This window comes from uncultured Phascolarctobacterium sp., assembly GCF_958349595.1.
Classification (GTDB): domain Bacteria; phylum Bacillota; class Negativicutes; order Acidaminococcales; family Acidaminococcaceae; genus Phascolarctobacterium.
Map to the genome: position 1 here is coordinate 158,352 of NZ_CATWDQ010000001.1, position 16,712 is coordinate 175,063.

The 16,712-nt window shown below is 45.8% G+C and carries 14 protein-coding genes and 1 riboswitch; of the genes, 12 read left to right on the plus strand and 2 right to left on the minus strand.

The genetic code is table 11. The features are described from left to right. Positions 1–89: 89 nt before the first annotated feature. Positions 90–2,942 (plus strand): autotransporter outer membrane beta-barrel domain-containing protein, encoded by a 2,853-nt coding sequence (locus Q4G98_RS00650; RefSeq protein ID WP_298564591.1) that lies wholly within the window; start codon positions 90–92, stop codon positions 2,940–2,942. Between the two features lie 634 nt (positions 2,943–3,576). Here Q4G98_RS00650 and Q4G98_RS00655 read toward each other — a convergent pair. Beyond that, on the minus strand, positions 3,577–4,914 hold the full coding sequence (locus Q4G98_RS00655) for an MATE family efflux transporter (RefSeq protein ID WP_298564589.1): 1,338 nt from the start codon (positions 4,912–4,914) through the stop codon (positions 3,577–3,579). Between the two features lie 276 nt (positions 4,915–5,190). Continuing rightward, positions 5,191–5,353, plus strand: a riboswitch (Lysine riboswitch). A gap of 88 nt (positions 5,354–5,441) precedes the next feature. Between Q4G98_RS00655 and dapB the strand changes: the two genes are divergently transcribed. The 10 genes from dapB (at position 5,442) to Q4G98_RS00705 (ending at position 14,929) form a co-directional block, all read left to right on the plus strand. Next, complete coding sequence (dapB, locus tag Q4G98_RS00660) at positions 5,442–6,224, plus strand: 4-hydroxy-tetrahydrodipicolinate reductase (RefSeq protein ID WP_298564588.1); 783 nt, start codon at positions 5,442–5,444, stop codon at positions 6,222–6,224. 23 nt (positions 6,225–6,247) lie between these two features. Further along, a complete protein-coding gene (locus tag Q4G98_RS00665; protein ID WP_293547544.1) occupies positions 6,248–7,279 on the plus strand; it encodes an aspartate-semialdehyde dehydrogenase in 1,032 nt (343 codons plus the stop codon). A gap of 21 nt (positions 7,280–7,300) precedes the next feature. Next, entirely contained in the window at positions 7,301–8,518 is a 1,218-nt protein-coding gene (gene dapG / locus Q4G98_RS00670; RefSeq protein WP_177561804.1) for an aspartate kinase, read from the plus strand. Between the two features lie 14 nt (positions 8,519–8,532). Continuing rightward, positions 8,533–9,429 (plus strand): 4-hydroxy-tetrahydrodipicolinate synthase, encoded by an 897-nt coding sequence (gene dapA, locus Q4G98_RS00675; protein WP_298564587.1) that lies wholly within the window; start codon positions 8,533–8,535, stop codon positions 9,427–9,429. Beyond that, on the plus strand, positions 9,429–9,830 hold the full coding sequence (locus Q4G98_RS00680; RefSeq protein WP_177561800.1) for a CGGC domain-containing protein: 402 nt from the start codon (positions 9,429–9,431) through the stop codon (positions 9,828–9,830). The genes dapA and Q4G98_RS00680 overlap by 1 nt, the downstream gene beginning before the upstream one ends. 231 nt (positions 9,831–10,061) lie before the next feature. Then, on the plus strand, positions 10,062–11,354 hold the full coding sequence (locus Q4G98_RS00685) for an SH3 domain-containing protein (protein WP_177561798.1): 1,293 nt from the start codon (positions 10,062–10,064) through the stop codon (positions 11,352–11,354). A 33-nt stretch (positions 11,355–11,387) separates the two neighbouring features. Then, positions 11,388–12,893, plus strand: a complete 1,506-nt coding sequence (locus tag Q4G98_RS00690) for a leucyl aminopeptidase (protein WP_177561796.1) — start codon at positions 11,388–11,390, stop codon at positions 12,891–12,893. A 1-nt stretch (position 12,894) separates the two neighbouring features. Then, complete coding sequence (locus Q4G98_RS00695; protein ID WP_298564585.1) at positions 12,895–13,713, plus strand: PHP domain-containing protein; 819 nt, start codon at positions 12,895–12,897, stop codon at positions 13,711–13,713. 27 nt (positions 13,714–13,740) lie between these two features. Then, positions 13,741–14,589, plus strand: a complete 849-nt coding sequence (locus tag Q4G98_RS00700; RefSeq protein WP_177561792.1) for an Asp23/Gls24 family envelope stress response protein — start codon at positions 13,741–13,743, stop codon at positions 14,587–14,589. Next, positions 14,570–14,929, plus strand: coding sequence for a DUF3870 domain-containing protein (locus tag Q4G98_RS00705; protein ID WP_298564583.1), 360 nt, complete (start codon positions 14,570–14,572; stop codon positions 14,927–14,929). Before Q4G98_RS00700 ends, Q4G98_RS00705 begins: the two co-directional genes overlap by 20 nt. Before the next feature lie 59 nt (positions 14,930–14,988). Here Q4G98_RS00705 and Q4G98_RS00710 read toward each other — a convergent pair whose 3' ends face one another. Then, positions 14,989–15,348, minus strand: coding sequence for a hypothetical protein (locus Q4G98_RS00710; RefSeq protein WP_298564582.1), 360 nt, complete (start codon positions 15,346–15,348; stop codon positions 14,989–14,991). A 292-nt stretch (positions 15,349–15,640) separates the two neighbouring features. On the opposite strand from Q4G98_RS00710, the gene Q4G98_RS00715 reads away from it, so the two are divergent. After that, positions 15,641–16,615 (plus strand): TAXI family TRAP transporter solute-binding subunit, encoded by a 975-nt coding sequence (locus tag Q4G98_RS00715; protein WP_177561786.1) that lies wholly within the window; start codon positions 15,641–15,643, stop codon positions 16,613–16,615. The last annotated feature ends 97 nt before the right edge of the window (positions 16,616–16,712 follow it).

Here is a 16,712-nt window from a genome sequence, read left to right on the forward strand (position 1 = left end):
GGACGAAAAAATAGCTCGGACTATGAATTGGTTCAGACATACTTTTAAAGATGTTATAAACAAAAAATGATAACGAAGGGTGAACAGTGATGAAGAAAAAAGTTAATAACAAGGTTTTGAGCAGCAGGATAATAGCGGCAGTGCTGACAGGAGCAGTACTGAGCTGTTATACAACGCCGGTGTGGGCAAACGACGGCGGTGAATGGAAAAAAATATCCGGTGTAGAACATTATGTTGGTATAAAAAATCCAAGTGGTTCTACTTTGGTTATTGACGAAAAAAGCTCGAGCAGTGTGTCTTGTACTTATGGCGGTATTATTGAATACGGATCGGTATCTACAGAAGATATTAGTAATAATACAGTAACTATTGCAGTAAATGGTACTATCAGAGATGCTTATGGTGGTTATGCTTACGATGGAACCGGATCTGTCAAAAATAATACAGTAATAGTAGATGGAGGGATAGTAACAGGAAAAATAAATGGTGGTTATAGTTCTAAAGGTAATACTGAAGCGAATCATGTAGTTATCAAGTCAGGTGAGGCGAAAGGCCGCATCAGTGGTGCTGAAAATAAAGATTTTGACGCGGTAAAAAATACGGTGACTGTCACAGGCGGTGCGATCAGCAAGACTAATAACCATATTGTTGGTGCTTTCGTTAATGGTCAGGGAAATGTCAAGGAGAATGAGGTTACTATCAGTGGGGGTACGGTAGATGTTTGGACGATAGCCGGCGGGGAAATACATAATAATAGTGCTGGACTTGGCGGTAGTGTTCAAAATAACAGTGTAACTATTAGTGGCACTGATGTTAAAGCAATGCGTGTTTTTGGTGGCTATGGGAATGACGGTAATGTTACTGGAAACAGCGTTACGATCAGCAATGGTGATATAAGTAATGCCATTTACGGCGGATTCAGCGATGGCACAGGAAATGTGGAAAATAACGTTGTAGTATTTAGTGGCAGTAATACAAAAGCCAAAGATATTTATGGCGGCTATAGCGGACAGGGTCTTGGCAGTATCACTGGCACGGGAGCAGTAAGGAATAATAAAGTTTTTTTTAGTGATAGTACAGCTAGATCACTTGGATCATTTGTTTGTGGCGGCAAAAGTGAAACAAATGATGCGGAAAATAACAGCGTTATTATTAACGGCGGCCTAGTATCTTCGGCGTTTGGTGGAATGAGTTATGGAAATGGCAGTGTTACTGGTAACAGCGTAGAAATTACTGGTACCCAGGTAAAATCGTCAGTCGAAGGAGGTTTTAGCTCCAAAGGCAATGCCAACGGAAATATTGTTACCATAACTAATTGTGAGATAAAAGAAGAGGTTTATGGCGGCGACAGTGGCACAGGTGGGACAGGGACGGCCAATAGGAATACGGTAGTAATAACCGGCGGCAGTGTGAATGGGTATGTCAGAGGTGGTTATAGTGCTGGTAGTAGCGGCGTTGCCGATAATAACAGCGTAACTGTCAAGGGCGGTACTTTTGCTAAGTCTATTTTTGGCGGCTGGAGTAAAAGTGATGATGCTAAAAACAATACAATTACAATAAAGAGCGATAACGGCATAGTCCCAATTTTTAACGGTTCGATCTTTGGCGGGTATTCAGAGGATACAGCTAAGGATATGCGTACAGGTAATACGCTCAATATATATACCAAAGGGTTGAGTGCCACTAACGTCAAGAATTTTGAATACTATAATTTTTATCTGCCCGGCAATATAAAGGCGGGCGATACAATACTGACTTTGACAAACGCAGGTGGTACGGATATTTCGAATGGTAAAGTTAATATTGGCGTAGCAGGTGCGGCTGAGTTACTGAATGTTAATGATACCTTAAATTTGCTTTATAACGCTAACGGCATTACGGCAGACGATGTTGTTTACAGTAATATGCAACAGGGTGTGAGCCTGGAGTATGAATTTACGACAGAACTTAGTGCTGACGGTAATAGCATCGTTGCTACAGTGGATAAAGTTCCTGTCAAAACTACTGAACAGGCTAAATCCCCAGTAGAGACCCAGATAGCCGCTGCAGCGTTTGTCAACAGCGGCGCCGATACTGTTGCCGGCAGCGGCATAACTAATGCTGTGCAGGTAGCTGGTGGCGGCAGCGCAGAAATGTTCAGTGCCTCCGGCGGCGGCAATATGCGCTACAAAAGCGGTTCCTACAGCGATATGCGCGGTTATAACCTGGCGCTGGGCTTTGCCAAAGCTATCAACAATAACGCCGGCAAGCTGACCTATGGCCCGCTGCTGGAATACGGCTGGGGCAACTACACCAGCCATCTCGACAGCGGTATCCGCGCCGACGGCAATACTAAATATTACGGCATAGGCATGATAGTGCGTCAGGATAACAAGAGCGGCCTGTATTATGAAGGCAGTCTGCGCTACGGCCGTATGGATTCTGATTACGCCAGCGGCGATATGATAGGCGCCGGCGGCAGTAAGGTTTATGCCAGCTATGACAGCAGCAGCACTTATTACGGCGCTCACGTTGGTATCGGCAAGGTGACCAGGCTGAACGACAGCACCAAAACCGATCTTTACGCCAAACTGCTGTACACGCACCAAAGTGGCGACAGCGTTACTTTGAGCGGTGAAGGTAACGGCGAAGTATACGACTTTGACGCTGTCAACAGCACCCGTGCCAGAATTGGTGCGCGTTTAAGTAAAGATGCCAACGCTAATGGAACCTATTACGCAGGCCTAGCGTATGAATATGAATTTGACGGCGAAGCTAAAGCAACAGTTAAAGGTTTAAGCACGCCGGCGCCAAGCATTAAGGGCAGCAGCGGTATGCTGGAGCTGGGCTACATCATTCAAAGCAAAGACGACAACGCACCTGCGATTGATATCGGTTTGCAGGGCTGGGGCGGCAAAAAGCAGGGGTTCACAGGTAATGTGAATTTTGTTTGGAAGTTCTAGACTTTGGCTGTTAAGCATTGAAATTTGTTTTTCTTTGTATACTTTCTTTCAAGAAAGTATGAGAAACAGTTTAAGAAAGTCTAAAGAAATAATAAAAAGTAAAAATTGGATTTAAAGAAAAAGAATAAATTGCTTTTCTGAACCTTATTTCCCACTTTAACAACATACATAAAAACAATGACGGTATGAATATTATTTTCGTGTCGTCGTTGTTTTTTTATGCCTGTTTGCGGTAAAAATGCAGTTACACAAATTTTATTTTGCAGAAAATTTTTGTAATGAGTGCATAAAAACGCGAATTTGCTGCTCTTTTATATATAGAGGCTGTTTTACCTTTTCTTTTATTAAGTTTTCTTTTGGTCTTACGTTCAGGTTTTAAACCGAAGGTTTTTAAAACCGACTGTATCCCGTTGTAGCTGGCTATGGCCAGCGTAGAACAAAGAAATTTTAAAAAGAAATCATAGTTATACTAACGTAGTAAGTACCTGCATAGTAGGCGGGCTGTTTTGAAAAAGGGTGGTAAATCACAGTGAAATATAAATTATCAAACAAAAGAAATTTTTTAGTCAGTCTTTTAACGGCAAAAGCCCTGCCTTGTTCAGGCAGAGCTTTTGTATGTCAGATAATATTTTATTTATTCGGCCAGCTTTTTAAAATAGCTGTTGATGAACATCAGATAAAAGACTATCGAAATGATCATCGTTGCCAGTTCTGCAAAAGGTATGGACAGCCAGATCCCGTTGATACCTATCAGTGAAGGCAGCGTAAACAGGGCTGTCAGTACAAAGACCAGCGAACGCAGCAGCGAGATGATACCGGCGATCAGGCCGTTGCCGATAGCGGTGTAGAAGCCGGCGATAAAGATGTTGAAGCCCAGGAAGATAAAGCAGTAGGAGAACATTCTGAAACCGTGTACCGCCAGGTCGATAACCTGTTGATTATTACCGATGTACCAGGCGATAATACTGCTGCCGTAAAAACGGGCCAGAGTGAAAACTGCCAGCGAACCAAATAAAATCGCTTTTTTACAGTGGTCGATGATCTCGCTGAGACGTTTTTTGTTTTGCGCGCCGTAAGCATAACTGATGACCGGCTGCGCACCTGTGGCGATACCAAGATAGATACTGATGAGGAAGTAGAAGATATTGATATTGACGGCCATTGCCGCGACGCCGTCTTCACCGGCAAACTTGATAATGGCGATATTGAAGAAGATCGTTACGATACCTGAGGACAGCTCGGTGAGCATTTCACCGGCGCCGTTGAAGCTGGATTTGATAAAATACCATTTGTTCCAGTGGAATTTGGTAAAGCGCAGGTTCGTTTCGTAGATCTTGAAATAAGCCAGACCCATCAGCGTAGAAACGGCGATAGAGGTGATAGTGGAAAGCGAAGCGCCGAAAACGCCCCAGCCCAGAACTACGATCGTATAATAGTCGAGGGCGATGTTGAGGATGAAGCCTGTTAAAGACATCGCCAGCGAATAGGCAGGTCTGCCGTCAAGACGAATGTAATATTCGAGGAACAGTTTGACTGCCAGGATCGGCGTACCTAAAATCATATATTTGAGGTATGTTTTACAATCTTCAAACAGCAGCGCTGTAGAACCCAGTGAATAAATAATACGGTCCATGTTCAGGTAAGCGACGATTGCAAAAATCACCGTAAATCCCGTCAGGAACCAGAACATCGAAGTGAAGTAGGTATTGGCCAGATGGCGTTTGCCTTCGCCCAGCTTGATGCCTACCAGAGCACAGGAGCCGCAGGTAAACATGACGGCCAGACCCCAGATAAGATTGGAGTAGGGCAGGACGATGCTGATTGCGGCCATGGCATTAGTTGATACGTATTGTGCCAGGAACCAGCTGTCGATCGCCGAATAGAACGATACCAGCACCATGGTAACTACGGACGGGAAAATATATAAGATGAAGTCCGAGAAACTTTGTTTTACATTGATTTTGCTGTACATTTGGGACACCCTTTCTGAAACTTGCGCAAGTTCCTGTATCTATATCCTATCTTACCGGTAATATTAAAGCAAATGAGGAAATTTGAGGAGATCGAAGGAGATTGAAGGAGCCTGGAGGAGTTTGGGAAAAAATTTGCCTGCCGGATTTTAAACCGTGATAGCGGTCTTAAATCGTCTTTTGTTACAAAAAAAGTAAAAAAAGTTATATTTTACAGAAATTTAACGTTTTTGTTTGACAACTGTATAGCGCAGAGATATAATAAATCTAATAAAATATTCTTAGATAGAGGAGCGGAAAGCAAGAGTACTTCGCGGAGAGGGATCGCTGAAACGAAGGAAAGGGTAACCGCCGAAGTATAACGGCAGCCATGCGGTTATGCTGGGCCGTCGGTAAAAAACCGCCGGACTGTCGCCTTATGGGCGGAGGGCTATCTCAACTATGCAGTTATATTTATTTTGTAACAATGCTGTCGACCGTTGAGTATTGCTCTCAACGGTTTTTGATTTTTATAAGGAGCGTGAAATTAATGATTAAGGTTTTAGTAAATGGCGCTTTGGGCCGCATGGGCAGTGAAGTCGTAAAAACTGTGCTGGAACAGGAGGATATGGAGCTTGTTGCCGCAGTCGATGCTTTTGGCGCTGATAAAATGATCCCGGTTAAAAACGGTAATCAGATGGCAGTGGCTACTGATCTTAAAGCAAAGCTGATGGTAGTAAAGCCTGATGTAGTTGTTGATTTTACCCGTCCTGATGTGGTGATGGGTTCGCTGCGGACGGTGCTGGCAGCTGGTGTACGTGCAGTGGTTGGTACGACCGGGTTCAGCGAGACTGATCTGGCAGAGCTGGACGAGCTGGCGAAAGCTAATAATACAGGTATTCTGATCGCTCCGAATTTTGCTTTGGGCGCGATACTGATGATCAAGCTGGCCTGTGAGGCGGCGAAATATTTTCCTAATGTCGAGATCATTGAGCGTCATCATGACAAAAAGCTTGATGCGCCTTCCGGTACGGCTGTGATCACAGCTCAGAAGATTGCCGAGGTGCGTAAGGAAATGCATCAGGGCCATCCTGAAGAAAAAGAGCTGCTGGCAGGTGCCCGCGGCGCTGATTATGAAGGCATGAAGATCCACAGTGTCCGTCTGCCTGGCTATGTAGCTTCGCAGGAGGTCATTTTCGGCAGTCAGGGCGAGACTCTGCGCATCAGCAATGAGCCGGTGAACCGCGAATGTTATATGCCGGGCGTGATGCTGGGCTGCCGCAAGATGATGGATAAAGTTGGTTTGACCTACGGCTTGGATAAGCTGTTATAATAAAATTTACGGAGGGGAAGCAGATGAAAAAATATAATGTGGCTATTTTAGGCGCTACCGGTGCGGTAGGAGCCGAGTTTTTGAAACTTATCGAGGAAAGAAACTTTCCATTTGCCGAATTGCGCCTGCTGGCGTCTAAACGCAGTGCCGGTAAAGAAATAGCTTTCATGGGTAAAACATATACTGTGGAAGAGGCTACTTATGATTCTTTTAAAGATATTGATATTGCCTTGTTTGCAGGCGGTTCTATCTCAAAAGATTTTGCTCCGCATGCCGTAAAGGCCGGTGCGGTAGTTATCGATAATTCCAGCGCTTTCCGTATGGACCCGGAGGTGCCGTTGGTGGTGCCTGAGGTCAATCCGCAGGCGATCTTGAAGCATAAAGGCATTATTGCCAATCCTAATTGTTCTACTATTATCATGGTCATGGCGCTGAAACCTATTTATGAGCTGTCCAGGATCAAACGTGTTATCGTTTCTACTTATCAGGCTGTTTCCGGCGCCGGCAAAGAGGGTATCGACGAGCTGGACAATCAGGTGCGTGAGCACAGCGAGGGCAGGGAAATGACTGCTAATATCCTGCCGTCGGCCAGTGCCGAGAAGCATTATCCTATCGCATTTAATCTGATTCCGCAAATAGATGTTTTCTGCGATAATCTTTATACTAAAGAAGAAATGAAGATGATCAACGAGACGAAAAAAATTATGGAAGATGATGAGATGCGCATTACCGCGACTACGATCCGTGTGCCTGTTTACCGCAGCCATTCCGAGTCGGTAAATATCGAGCTGGAGCAAGATGTGGATCTGGACGTTATGCGCGCAGCATTGGCAAAATTCCCCGGCGTTACCGTACAGGACGATCCTGCCAGCCAGGAATATCCGATGCCGTTATATACTTCTGAAAAAGACGATGTTTATGTGGGACGTCTGCGTAAGGACGAATCCTGTGATAAATCTTATAATCTGTGGGTCGTTGGCGATCAGATCCGTAAGGGCGCTGCATTGAATACTTTGCAGATCGCCGAAACGATGATCAAAAACGGCTGGATCTGAGATAGGAGAGCGACACAGTTCATGAAAATTTTAGTGCAAAAGTTCGGCGGTACGTCCGTTGCTTCACCGGAAGCACGCATAGCCGTTAAGGATAAGGTGCAGAAAGCCGTACGCAGCGGCTTTGCTCCGGTAGTTGTTGTTTCTGCGATGGGACGCAAAGGAGAGCCTTATGCCACGGATACCCTGATCAGGGTCCTGAAGGAAACGAATCTTTCGGTCAACGTGCGTGAGCTGGATATGATGATGTGCTGCGGCGAGATCATGGCGGCCTGCGTGATGGCAGCTACGCTGCAGAAATTTGGTATCAACGCCATGGCGCTGACCGGTGGTCAGGCCGGTATTATTACTGATTCGCAGTTTGGTGCGGCACGTATCAAAAATATCAATGTCAGCAACCTGCATCATTTGCTGGAATCCGGCGTGATCCCCATTGTCTGTGGCTTTCAGGGTATGACGGAAAACAACGGCAAGCTGACTACGTTGGGCCGGGGCGGCAGTGATACGACTGCGGCTGCCTTAGGAGCCGCGCTACATGCTGAATGTGTCGAGATCTATACTGATGTTGAGGGCATAATGACTGCTGACCCGCGTCTGGTCAAGGAGGCTTCCATACTGAAGCAGATCTCTTACGGCGAGGTGTGCCAGATGGCGCATCAGGGCGCTAAGGTCATTCATCCGCGCGCTGTAGAGATCGCGATGAAAAAGAATATCCCGCTGGTCGTCAAATCTACGTTCAGCGATGCTCCCGGAACGCTTATCACGAATGACTGCGCAGAAACGGAAGAGGATGCTTCGATAAGCGAGCGCCGCCTGGCAAGTGGGGTGACGCACCTGACCGATCTGGCTCAGTTCCGTGTGGCGCTCAATCCTGAGGATATTGCCAGCGGCCGCAAGCTGTTTGAGGATCTGGCAGATGCCGGCATCAGCGTCGGTTGTTTGAATTTATCTGAAAGCAGCGCGATGTTTGCTGTTTTCAGTGAAGATGTGGAACACACGAATAAAGTTTTAAAGGGTACAGAATTTGAATATACTTTAACGGAGGGCTGCGCCAAGGTTTCTGTTGTCGGTTCGGCAATGCGGGGCGTGCCCGGCGTAATGGCCAATTTTGTTGCAGCGCTTACAGGCTGCAAAATCAGCATCCTGCAGACTGTGGATTCTGATACGACGATCTCTGCGATAATCAAACAGGAGCATCTGATAGATGCTGTGACGGCGCTGCATAAAGCGTTTAAATTATAAGTGAGGTGTAAGCAATGAAAAATCCTTATTTTGGCAGACTTTTGACCGCAATGGTTACTCCTTTTAATGCCGATGGCAGCGTTAATTATGAAAAAGCGACTGATCTGGCCGAATGGCTCATCAATAATGGTTCCGACGGTCTGGTCGTTGCCGGTTCTACCGGTGAGGCGGCTACGATGAGTGCGGAGGAAAAACTGGAGCTGTTCCGGGTAGTTGTAAATCGCATCAATAAACGCGTGCCTGTTATTGCCGGCACCGGCTCTAATAATACTGCCGATTCTATCAAGATGACGAAAATGGCAGAAGCAATGGGTGTCGACGGCGTTTTGATCGTGGGCCCGTATTATAACAAACCGACTCAGGAAGGTTTTTATCAGCATTTTGCAGCTGTAGCGCAAAGCACAGCGCTGCCTATCATCGTTTATAATGTGCCGGGACGCACGGCTTCCAATATTGCGCCTGCTACGGTAGCGCGTCTGGCTGAAGATTTTGAGAATATCGTCGCTATCAAAGAAGCGGCTGGCAATGTCGCGCAGGTTGCCGAGCTTTATACGGTGCTGCCGGAAGATTTCACTATTTACAGCGGCGATGACGGTTTGATCCTGCCGTTTATGTCGGTCGGCGCGACCGGGCTTATTTCCGTGCTCAGTAATATCGGCGGCGGTATCCTGCAGGATGTGATGCAGGCTTACGAAGACGGACGCGTTAAGGAAGCTGCTAAATTGAATGCACAAATGGTGCCGCTTGCAAACGCGATGTTTATCGAAACCAATCCTATCCCTGTCAAAGCTGCTGTAACACTGGTCACCGGTATTGATGCCGGCCAGCCGCGCCTGCCTTTGACGCCTATGGAAGCGGCGAATAAAGCAAAAATGACAGCTGTTCTTCAAGAATACGGACTGGTAAAATAATGGCGAAGTTAGTAGTTGTTATTCAGTGCGACATCGTGCAGAAAAAATGCGTTGGTTATGCCTGCATGAAATCGTTTTATGAGCGCAGCGGCAGATTTAACGGTTATGATGCCGATACCAGATATCTGACGATCACGTGCGGCGGCTGCTGCGGAGCCGGTGTAGCCGGAAAGATCGAAGATCTGAACCGGAAGCTGAAACGCTGGGGCGATGACCGCAAAGATGTTGTAATACATCTTGCTTCCTGCGTGGTATCGGATAATTATCACAGGCCGCCCTGCCCGCATCGTGATTATATCAAGGAGATCATTGAGCGCAAAGGGTACCCGGTCATTTTTGGCTCTTATATTTCCAAAACTGCTGAAAGAAAACGCCAGGATGGCATTTATGAAGCTTTTTAGCACTTATCACTACCGTGGTTTTACTATAAAACTACGGTAGTTTTTCTGTGTTGGGGCAGGATTTTTGAGCGCGGTACAGAATTTAATAATTATCGACTAAATAAGACGATTTAAACTGCCGGCTTCAGCAAAAATACGAACTGCTGAATCTGTTGCGGCGGCGAATTGCTGCAAATATGATGACCTGAGCGGCAATAATATTTGTAAAGCTTTAGTAAGGAGGGAGTTTTTGTGATTAAAAACTTTTTATTTTTATGTATAACGGCGCTGGTGCTGCTGGCACCTAAAGGACCGGTGGAAGCGGCAGGGATCACTGCTTATGAAAAATTTATCACGCCGGCCTACTGGACAGAGCATAATGCTGACGGAGATAAAGTAGTGCTCAATGCGGCTGGTGTCGAGGCTTTTAATAAAAAGATCATTGCAGCTTCGCCGACAGTGTATGATCTGGCGGCCTATCCTAAAACCCTGAGCGGTAAAACCGTAGCCGCTTATGTCAATGCTCATACTGATCTGAGCGATGATCTGTATCGGGACGGCAAGCTCGTCAGCGACAATTACAAAAATATCCTGCGCGCGCAAACTAATGCGTCGGCTATACCGGCAGAGGTCACTGTGCGTTATGGCGTTACGGTAAGACGTACTAATATACGCAATCTGCCAACGGGTGAAGGTTTGTTTTTTTATGCCAGCGACCGTAATTTTGATGCTTTGCAGGAAACTGCTTTGGACCCCGGCGAAGCTGTAGCTATTTTGCATACCAGTACTAACGGCTATTTTTATTATGTGCAGGCCTATAATTACCGGGGCTGGCTGTCTAAATTTGACGTTGCCGAAACTGACCGCGCTACCTGGTCACGTTATGCGGCACCAAAGAATTTTCTGACCGTAATTGCCAGAGATTATACACTAAAGGCAGACGGGGCCCAGGTTTTATTTCAGCAGGGCTCACGTTTACAGCTGGCTGATAAAAAAGCGGCCTCGTATACAGTGAAGGTCCCGGTCAGGACCAAAGAGGGAAAGCTGCAGGAGGAGAAAGTCATTTTAGCGGCTAACAGCTCTCTGCACGAAGGTTACCTGCCTTATACAACTAATAATATTATTCGCTGTGCCTTTAAATTTTACGATGCGGTTTACGGATGGGGCGGACTGCAGAACAGCGTCGATTGTTCCAGCTTTATCAGCAATGCTTATCGTACAGTAGGTATTTTTCTGCCGCGTAATGCCGACGAGCAGGAAACAAGTGCCGGTATCCATAAAAAAATGGGCAATATGAGCAGCGCTCAGCGGGCTAATGTCGTAAAAAGCCTGACGCCCGGTTCTACATTGCATATGGACGGGCATGTGATGTTATATCTCGGTTCTTCTAACGAAGTTCCCTATGCGATCCATTCTTTAGGCAGTCATTATACGGGCGGTACGCGGCACAGTGTGATGAAGGTCGTTGTCAGCGATTTAGAGCTGCAAAAATCAAACGGCAATACTTATCTGGATGAGCTGACTACATGTGTCACTTTCAGATAAAAATTTTAACGAGAATTATAAAGGAGCAGTATTATGGACTTAGATCAGGAAACAGCAAAAGAATTAGTAAAATCAGTAATAGATGGTTTCGAAGCAGAGAGTATGATCGATGCGGAATCGGTAACTCTGTTTTTGTGCAGGGAATGTCTGCCGGCACTACCAAAATTGAATCTGCCTGAGAATATCGTGCAGGCAGTAAACGAGCTGGCGGCTAAAAACGAAGCTTTAACAGCGGCAGGAAGCTTGACTGATATTGTTGTAATGCAGGATGGAAGATTGCAGAGAGTTATTGTTGCAGGCTTCGGCAAAGGTGATGAATGTAAACCTAACAATCTGCGTAAAGCGGCCGGCAGTGCCGCCAGAGCGCTGATTGCGGCAAAAATCAGGCAGACTGTAGTTGTCGCGCCGGTTCTTGCCAATCCGGCAAGGGCGCATTATTTAGCGGCGTTGGCGGAAGGCTTGGTTTTAGGCGGATATCAGTTTACCGAATGCAAAGGCAAACCAGAAGCAAAACCGGAACTAGATTTTTCCATTATTTCCGGTATTCCTGATGCTGAGCGGGTTTTGGCCGAAGCGGAAGTAGTGGCAGATGCCGTTTGTTATACGCGCGATCTGGTCAACCGGCCCGGTAATTTTGTAACTCCCGGCGTCATGGCTGAGGAAGCGGAAGCTTTGGCACTGGAATATGATATGGAGTTTGAGATCCTGGATGTAACGATGATGGAAGCGATGGGTATGCATGCTTTACTGGCAGTTGGTCAGGGGTCTATCCATCCTCCGTGCCTGATCACTATTAAATATAATGGCGCTGGTGACGCGCCTTATACCGCTTATGTCGGTAAGGGCATCACCTTTGACAGCGGTGGTATTTCCATTAAGCCCAGCGACAATATGGGAGAAATGAAAGACGATATGGCCGGCGCCGGTGCCGTTTTAGGCGCTTTAAGAGCGATTGCGGCGCTAAAAGTACCCTGTAATATAATGGGCATCATTGCCTGTGCTGAGAATATGCCTTCCGGCAGTGCTCAGCGTCCCGGTGATGTTGTGAAAGCAGCTAACGGAAAAACGATCGAGGTTTTTTCGACGGATGCCGAAGGGCGCATGGTCCTTGCAGACGCTGTCTGGTATGCCTGCAGGCAGGGTGCAGCTAAAGTAGTTGATATTGCCACACTGACAGGCGGCGTTATTGTTGCCCTGGGTACGGAAACGGCCGGTATTGTCGGTAACGATGATACTTTGATCCGGCAGTTGATCGAAGCCGGTAAAAAAGCCGGCGAAGGCTACTGGCAGCTGCCTTCGTTGCCGGAATGCCGGGAAGCATTGAAAAGTGACGTTGCCGACCTGCTCAACAGTGTCGGGCGTGAAGCCAGCTGTATCAGCGGCGGACTTTTTATCGGTGAATTTGTTGAAGCAGGTATTCCCTGGGCCCATATCGATATTGGCGGCACTTCTACTGCTGCTAAAACAGCAGGCTTTAAAGTTAAGGGCGGCACCGGGTTCGGCGTCAGCACACTGATAAAACTGGCGCAGGAAATGTAAAATGTTAGTAGATCTGCACACTCATAGTACAAGTTCAGACGGCGTTTATACTCCGGCAAAGCTGGTAACAGCAGCTGCTGCCGCTAAAATAGGGGTACTGGCTCTGACTGATCATGATTCTGTAAATGGCATACCACTGGCAGAAGCAGCGGCCGCAGGCATAAAAAATGCTCCCCGCATCATCAGAGGCGTGGAGCTTGGTACTCAGGCCGGCAAAGCCAGCGTGCATATTTTAGGATATCATATCGATATCCACAACGACCGCCTGCTGACGAAAATGCACGAAATGCGCCATGCGCGCGAGCTCAGGCTGCAGAAGATCCTGCAGAAAATAGCAGTGCTGGGCTATCATGTCGAGGTCGCAGAGTGTGATCCCGATAACAGGGCGGTAGGCCGTCCTCACGTAGCGAAAGCTTTGGTTGCCAAAGGTTATTTTGAGACGGTACAGGAAGCCTTTGACGTGCTTTTGAAAAGGGGACAGCCCGGTTATGAACCGCAGCCCAAATTATCGCCGGAGGAAGCAGTTGCGCTGCTGCACCAGGCTGGAGGACTGGCGGTGCTGGCACATCCCAGTGAGCTGGAAAACAAACCGCTGGTAAGCTGTCTGCTGAAGCATGTCAAATTTGACGGTATCGAAGTCTATCATCCTTCGGCAGATGCAAACGAGCAAAAATACTGGCTGCGGCTGGCAAAAGAGTTTGATTTACTGGTTGCAGGCGGTTCGGACTTTCATGGAGTAAGCGGAAGGTTTCCAGAGCAATTGGGAATTTTTGAAGTTCTGTATACAAATGTCAAAAATGTGATAGAATATAAGCAATAAATTTACGTCGGATTTGCGGAGGCCTTTATGAAAGTAGTAGCTTTTGTAGGTCCCAGCGGTACTGGTAAAAGTCATCGGGCCATAGGTATTGCCCATAAGAATAATTGTGATGCTATCATCGATGATGGATTACTTATCAAAGGAACCAAAATTTTAGCAGGAACCTCTGCTAAAAATGAAACGAATAGAATACAGGCAGTCAAGCGTGCTATTTTTACAGATGAAGATCATGCGGAGGCTGTTCGCCAGGCTTTAGTGAATAATGATGTACGGCGTTTGCTGATCTTGGCTACTTCCGATAATATGATAGGGAAAATAGTCAAACGGCTGAATATACCTGAGCCTGAAAAAACTGTCTACATTCAGCAAATTGCTTCCAAGCAGGAGATCAAAAAGGCTAAACAGGCCAGACTGCGGGATGGCAAGCATATTGTTCCAGTACCGACAGTTGAGCTGAAACCGCATTTTACAGGGTATTTTGCTGATCTGCCTTACAATCTTTTTTCCAAGCAAAGGAAAAAAAGCGGCGAAGACCGCTCTATTGTCAGGCCGGCTTTCAGCTATTATGGCAAGCTGCTTATTTCTGACTATGCGCTTTATGATATAGTTAATCTGATCGCTGAAAAAATGATGGGGATCGATAAAGTGACAGGGATCAAAGTACGCAGGCGTGCCGACACCAAGGGCATCAGTATTTATGTCGATGTTGTGCTGTACTACGGCGTTAAGATTTTTGAAGTAACCAAACTGTTCCAACACAAAATAAAAGAAAAAATAGAATATATGACGGCAATGCAGGTCAAAACAATCAATGTTTCCGTACGCAGCTTGTCAGTAAAAAAACAGGAGGATTTTTATGTTAAACGAACAAAGTAATGAACGGGTACTTTTTTCGGGGTATGCAAAATTACCGGTAGGTATTACCGCTGCGGAAATGTATAAAGTCATAGGTGTGATCGTCGTTGTTGATATGAAAAGCGGAATGATCGTCGAGGCTGACTGTACACTGGCTACAGAACTGGCAAGAAAATATATCTCACAGTGTCTTGTAGGCTATAATCTTGCGAATGGACACGAAGAATTACAGAACATTTTGGAACACCAGTATCAGGGCAGTGCCAAAAAAGCAGTAGCGACTGCCATGCGCATTATTTACGATAAATACCGCAGTTTCAAAAACGGTGAAACTGCAGAGGTAAATGAGAAATTTATTTGACAGCGATCCTAAAATGTATATAAAAAATCCCTTCAACAAGAAATGTTGAAGGGATTTTTTTACATAACCGGATTGTTGAGGGCGTCAGCCTGCTCAAAAATAAAAGCCGGCGAAGGATAATAAAACTGGCAGTGCTGAAAGGTGATCGCTTCCGTTGAAAAGCGTTTCAATAAAGCATAACTGGCACGTTCTTCAAAGTCGATCAGATTATCTTTGTTGATATCAGCATCGTCGACGATTACTAAAAGATAGGCCGGAACGCTGGGCGCGTCTTCCGGGACCTGACTGCGGTCAAGGGGAACACCGGGAACGATACGCAGATGTCCGATCACCTGTTGATTTTCATCCAGCAGCTGGGCACGGAAAGTATCGTTGTAAAGTGTCCGCGAAAGTTTGAGAGTATAAGCTCCGGAGCTCATGAAACACACATCCTTTTCTCTTATTGTCTAAGGGAAGTTCTTTCCCTTTAAGTATTTTATAACGATATATATAATATCATATTCTTTTGTTTTTCGCAAAATCCGGGTAATTTTAAGAAAAATAGATAAAGTATATTGTATACAATATAGCTGACTGCAGGATCAGCAGGATTTTGTAAAATTTTAGCGAATTATTTTAACTAGTAAGTGTCATAGTCATTGTCATTTGAAAAATAAGCTGTTTGTTTTTCAGAAGATAGCTGTGGGCACAAAAAAACGAGGAGGGGATCCTATGAAAAAACTTTTAGCTTTTCTGATGGCAATTATGGTCTTCGCTACAATGGCCGCCGGCTGCGGCGGTGGTTCCGAGAAAAAAGACGAGAAAAAACCGGCTGCGCAAAAATTCATTAATATCGCTACCGGTGGTACTGCCGGTACATATTTCCCGCTGGGCGGTGCTATTGCTGACATTCTGAATAAAAATATTCCTGGTGTCAATGCATCCGCACAATCAACCGGTGCGTCTATTGCTAATATCAATCTTTTACAACAAGGCAAGGTCGATATAGCTTTTATTCAAAATGATAATGCTTATTATGCTGTAAAAGGCATTGAAATGTTCAAAGATAAAAAAGTGCCCAGCCTGCAGGGTTTGGCTACTTTATATCCGGAAACCGTACAGATCGTTACTTTGGATAAAACCGGTATCAAATCCTTGAATGATGTTAAAGGCAAACGTATTGCAGTAGGTGCCGCAGGTTCCGGTACTGAAGCAAATGCCCGTCAGATCCTCGAAGCTTATGGTATTACTTATGATGATATCAAAGTCCAATACCTCTCCTTCGCAGAAGCTTCCAATGCTTTAAAAGACGGTAATGTTGACGTTGCTTTTGTAACTGCAGGTCATCCGACCGCAGCTATCCAGGATATCGCAACGCAGAATACTGTTGTATTGCTGCCGGTTGACGCTGATAAAGCTGATGCTTTGATTGCAAAATATCCGTTCTATACTAAAGTAAATATTGGCGCAAAAACTTATACCAACCAAACTACTGATTGCCCGGCAATCGCAGTACGCTGCATGCTGGCAGTAACTGATAAGATGGATGCAGATACTGGTTATGCTGTAACTAAAGCTATTTTCACAAATCTTGATCGTTTGAAAGCAGCTCATTCCGCAGCAAACGTAGTATCCAAAGCCAGCGCAATGGACGGTATGTCTATTCCTGTAAACGCAGGCGCTGACAAATTCCTGAAAGAAAAATAAAAAAAGTTGACCGAAACACTAAATAAAAAAGACCGGTCATCGGACATATCCGGGGGCCGGTCTTTTTATAAAAAAATTTTGGTTGGTGCCGTTATTG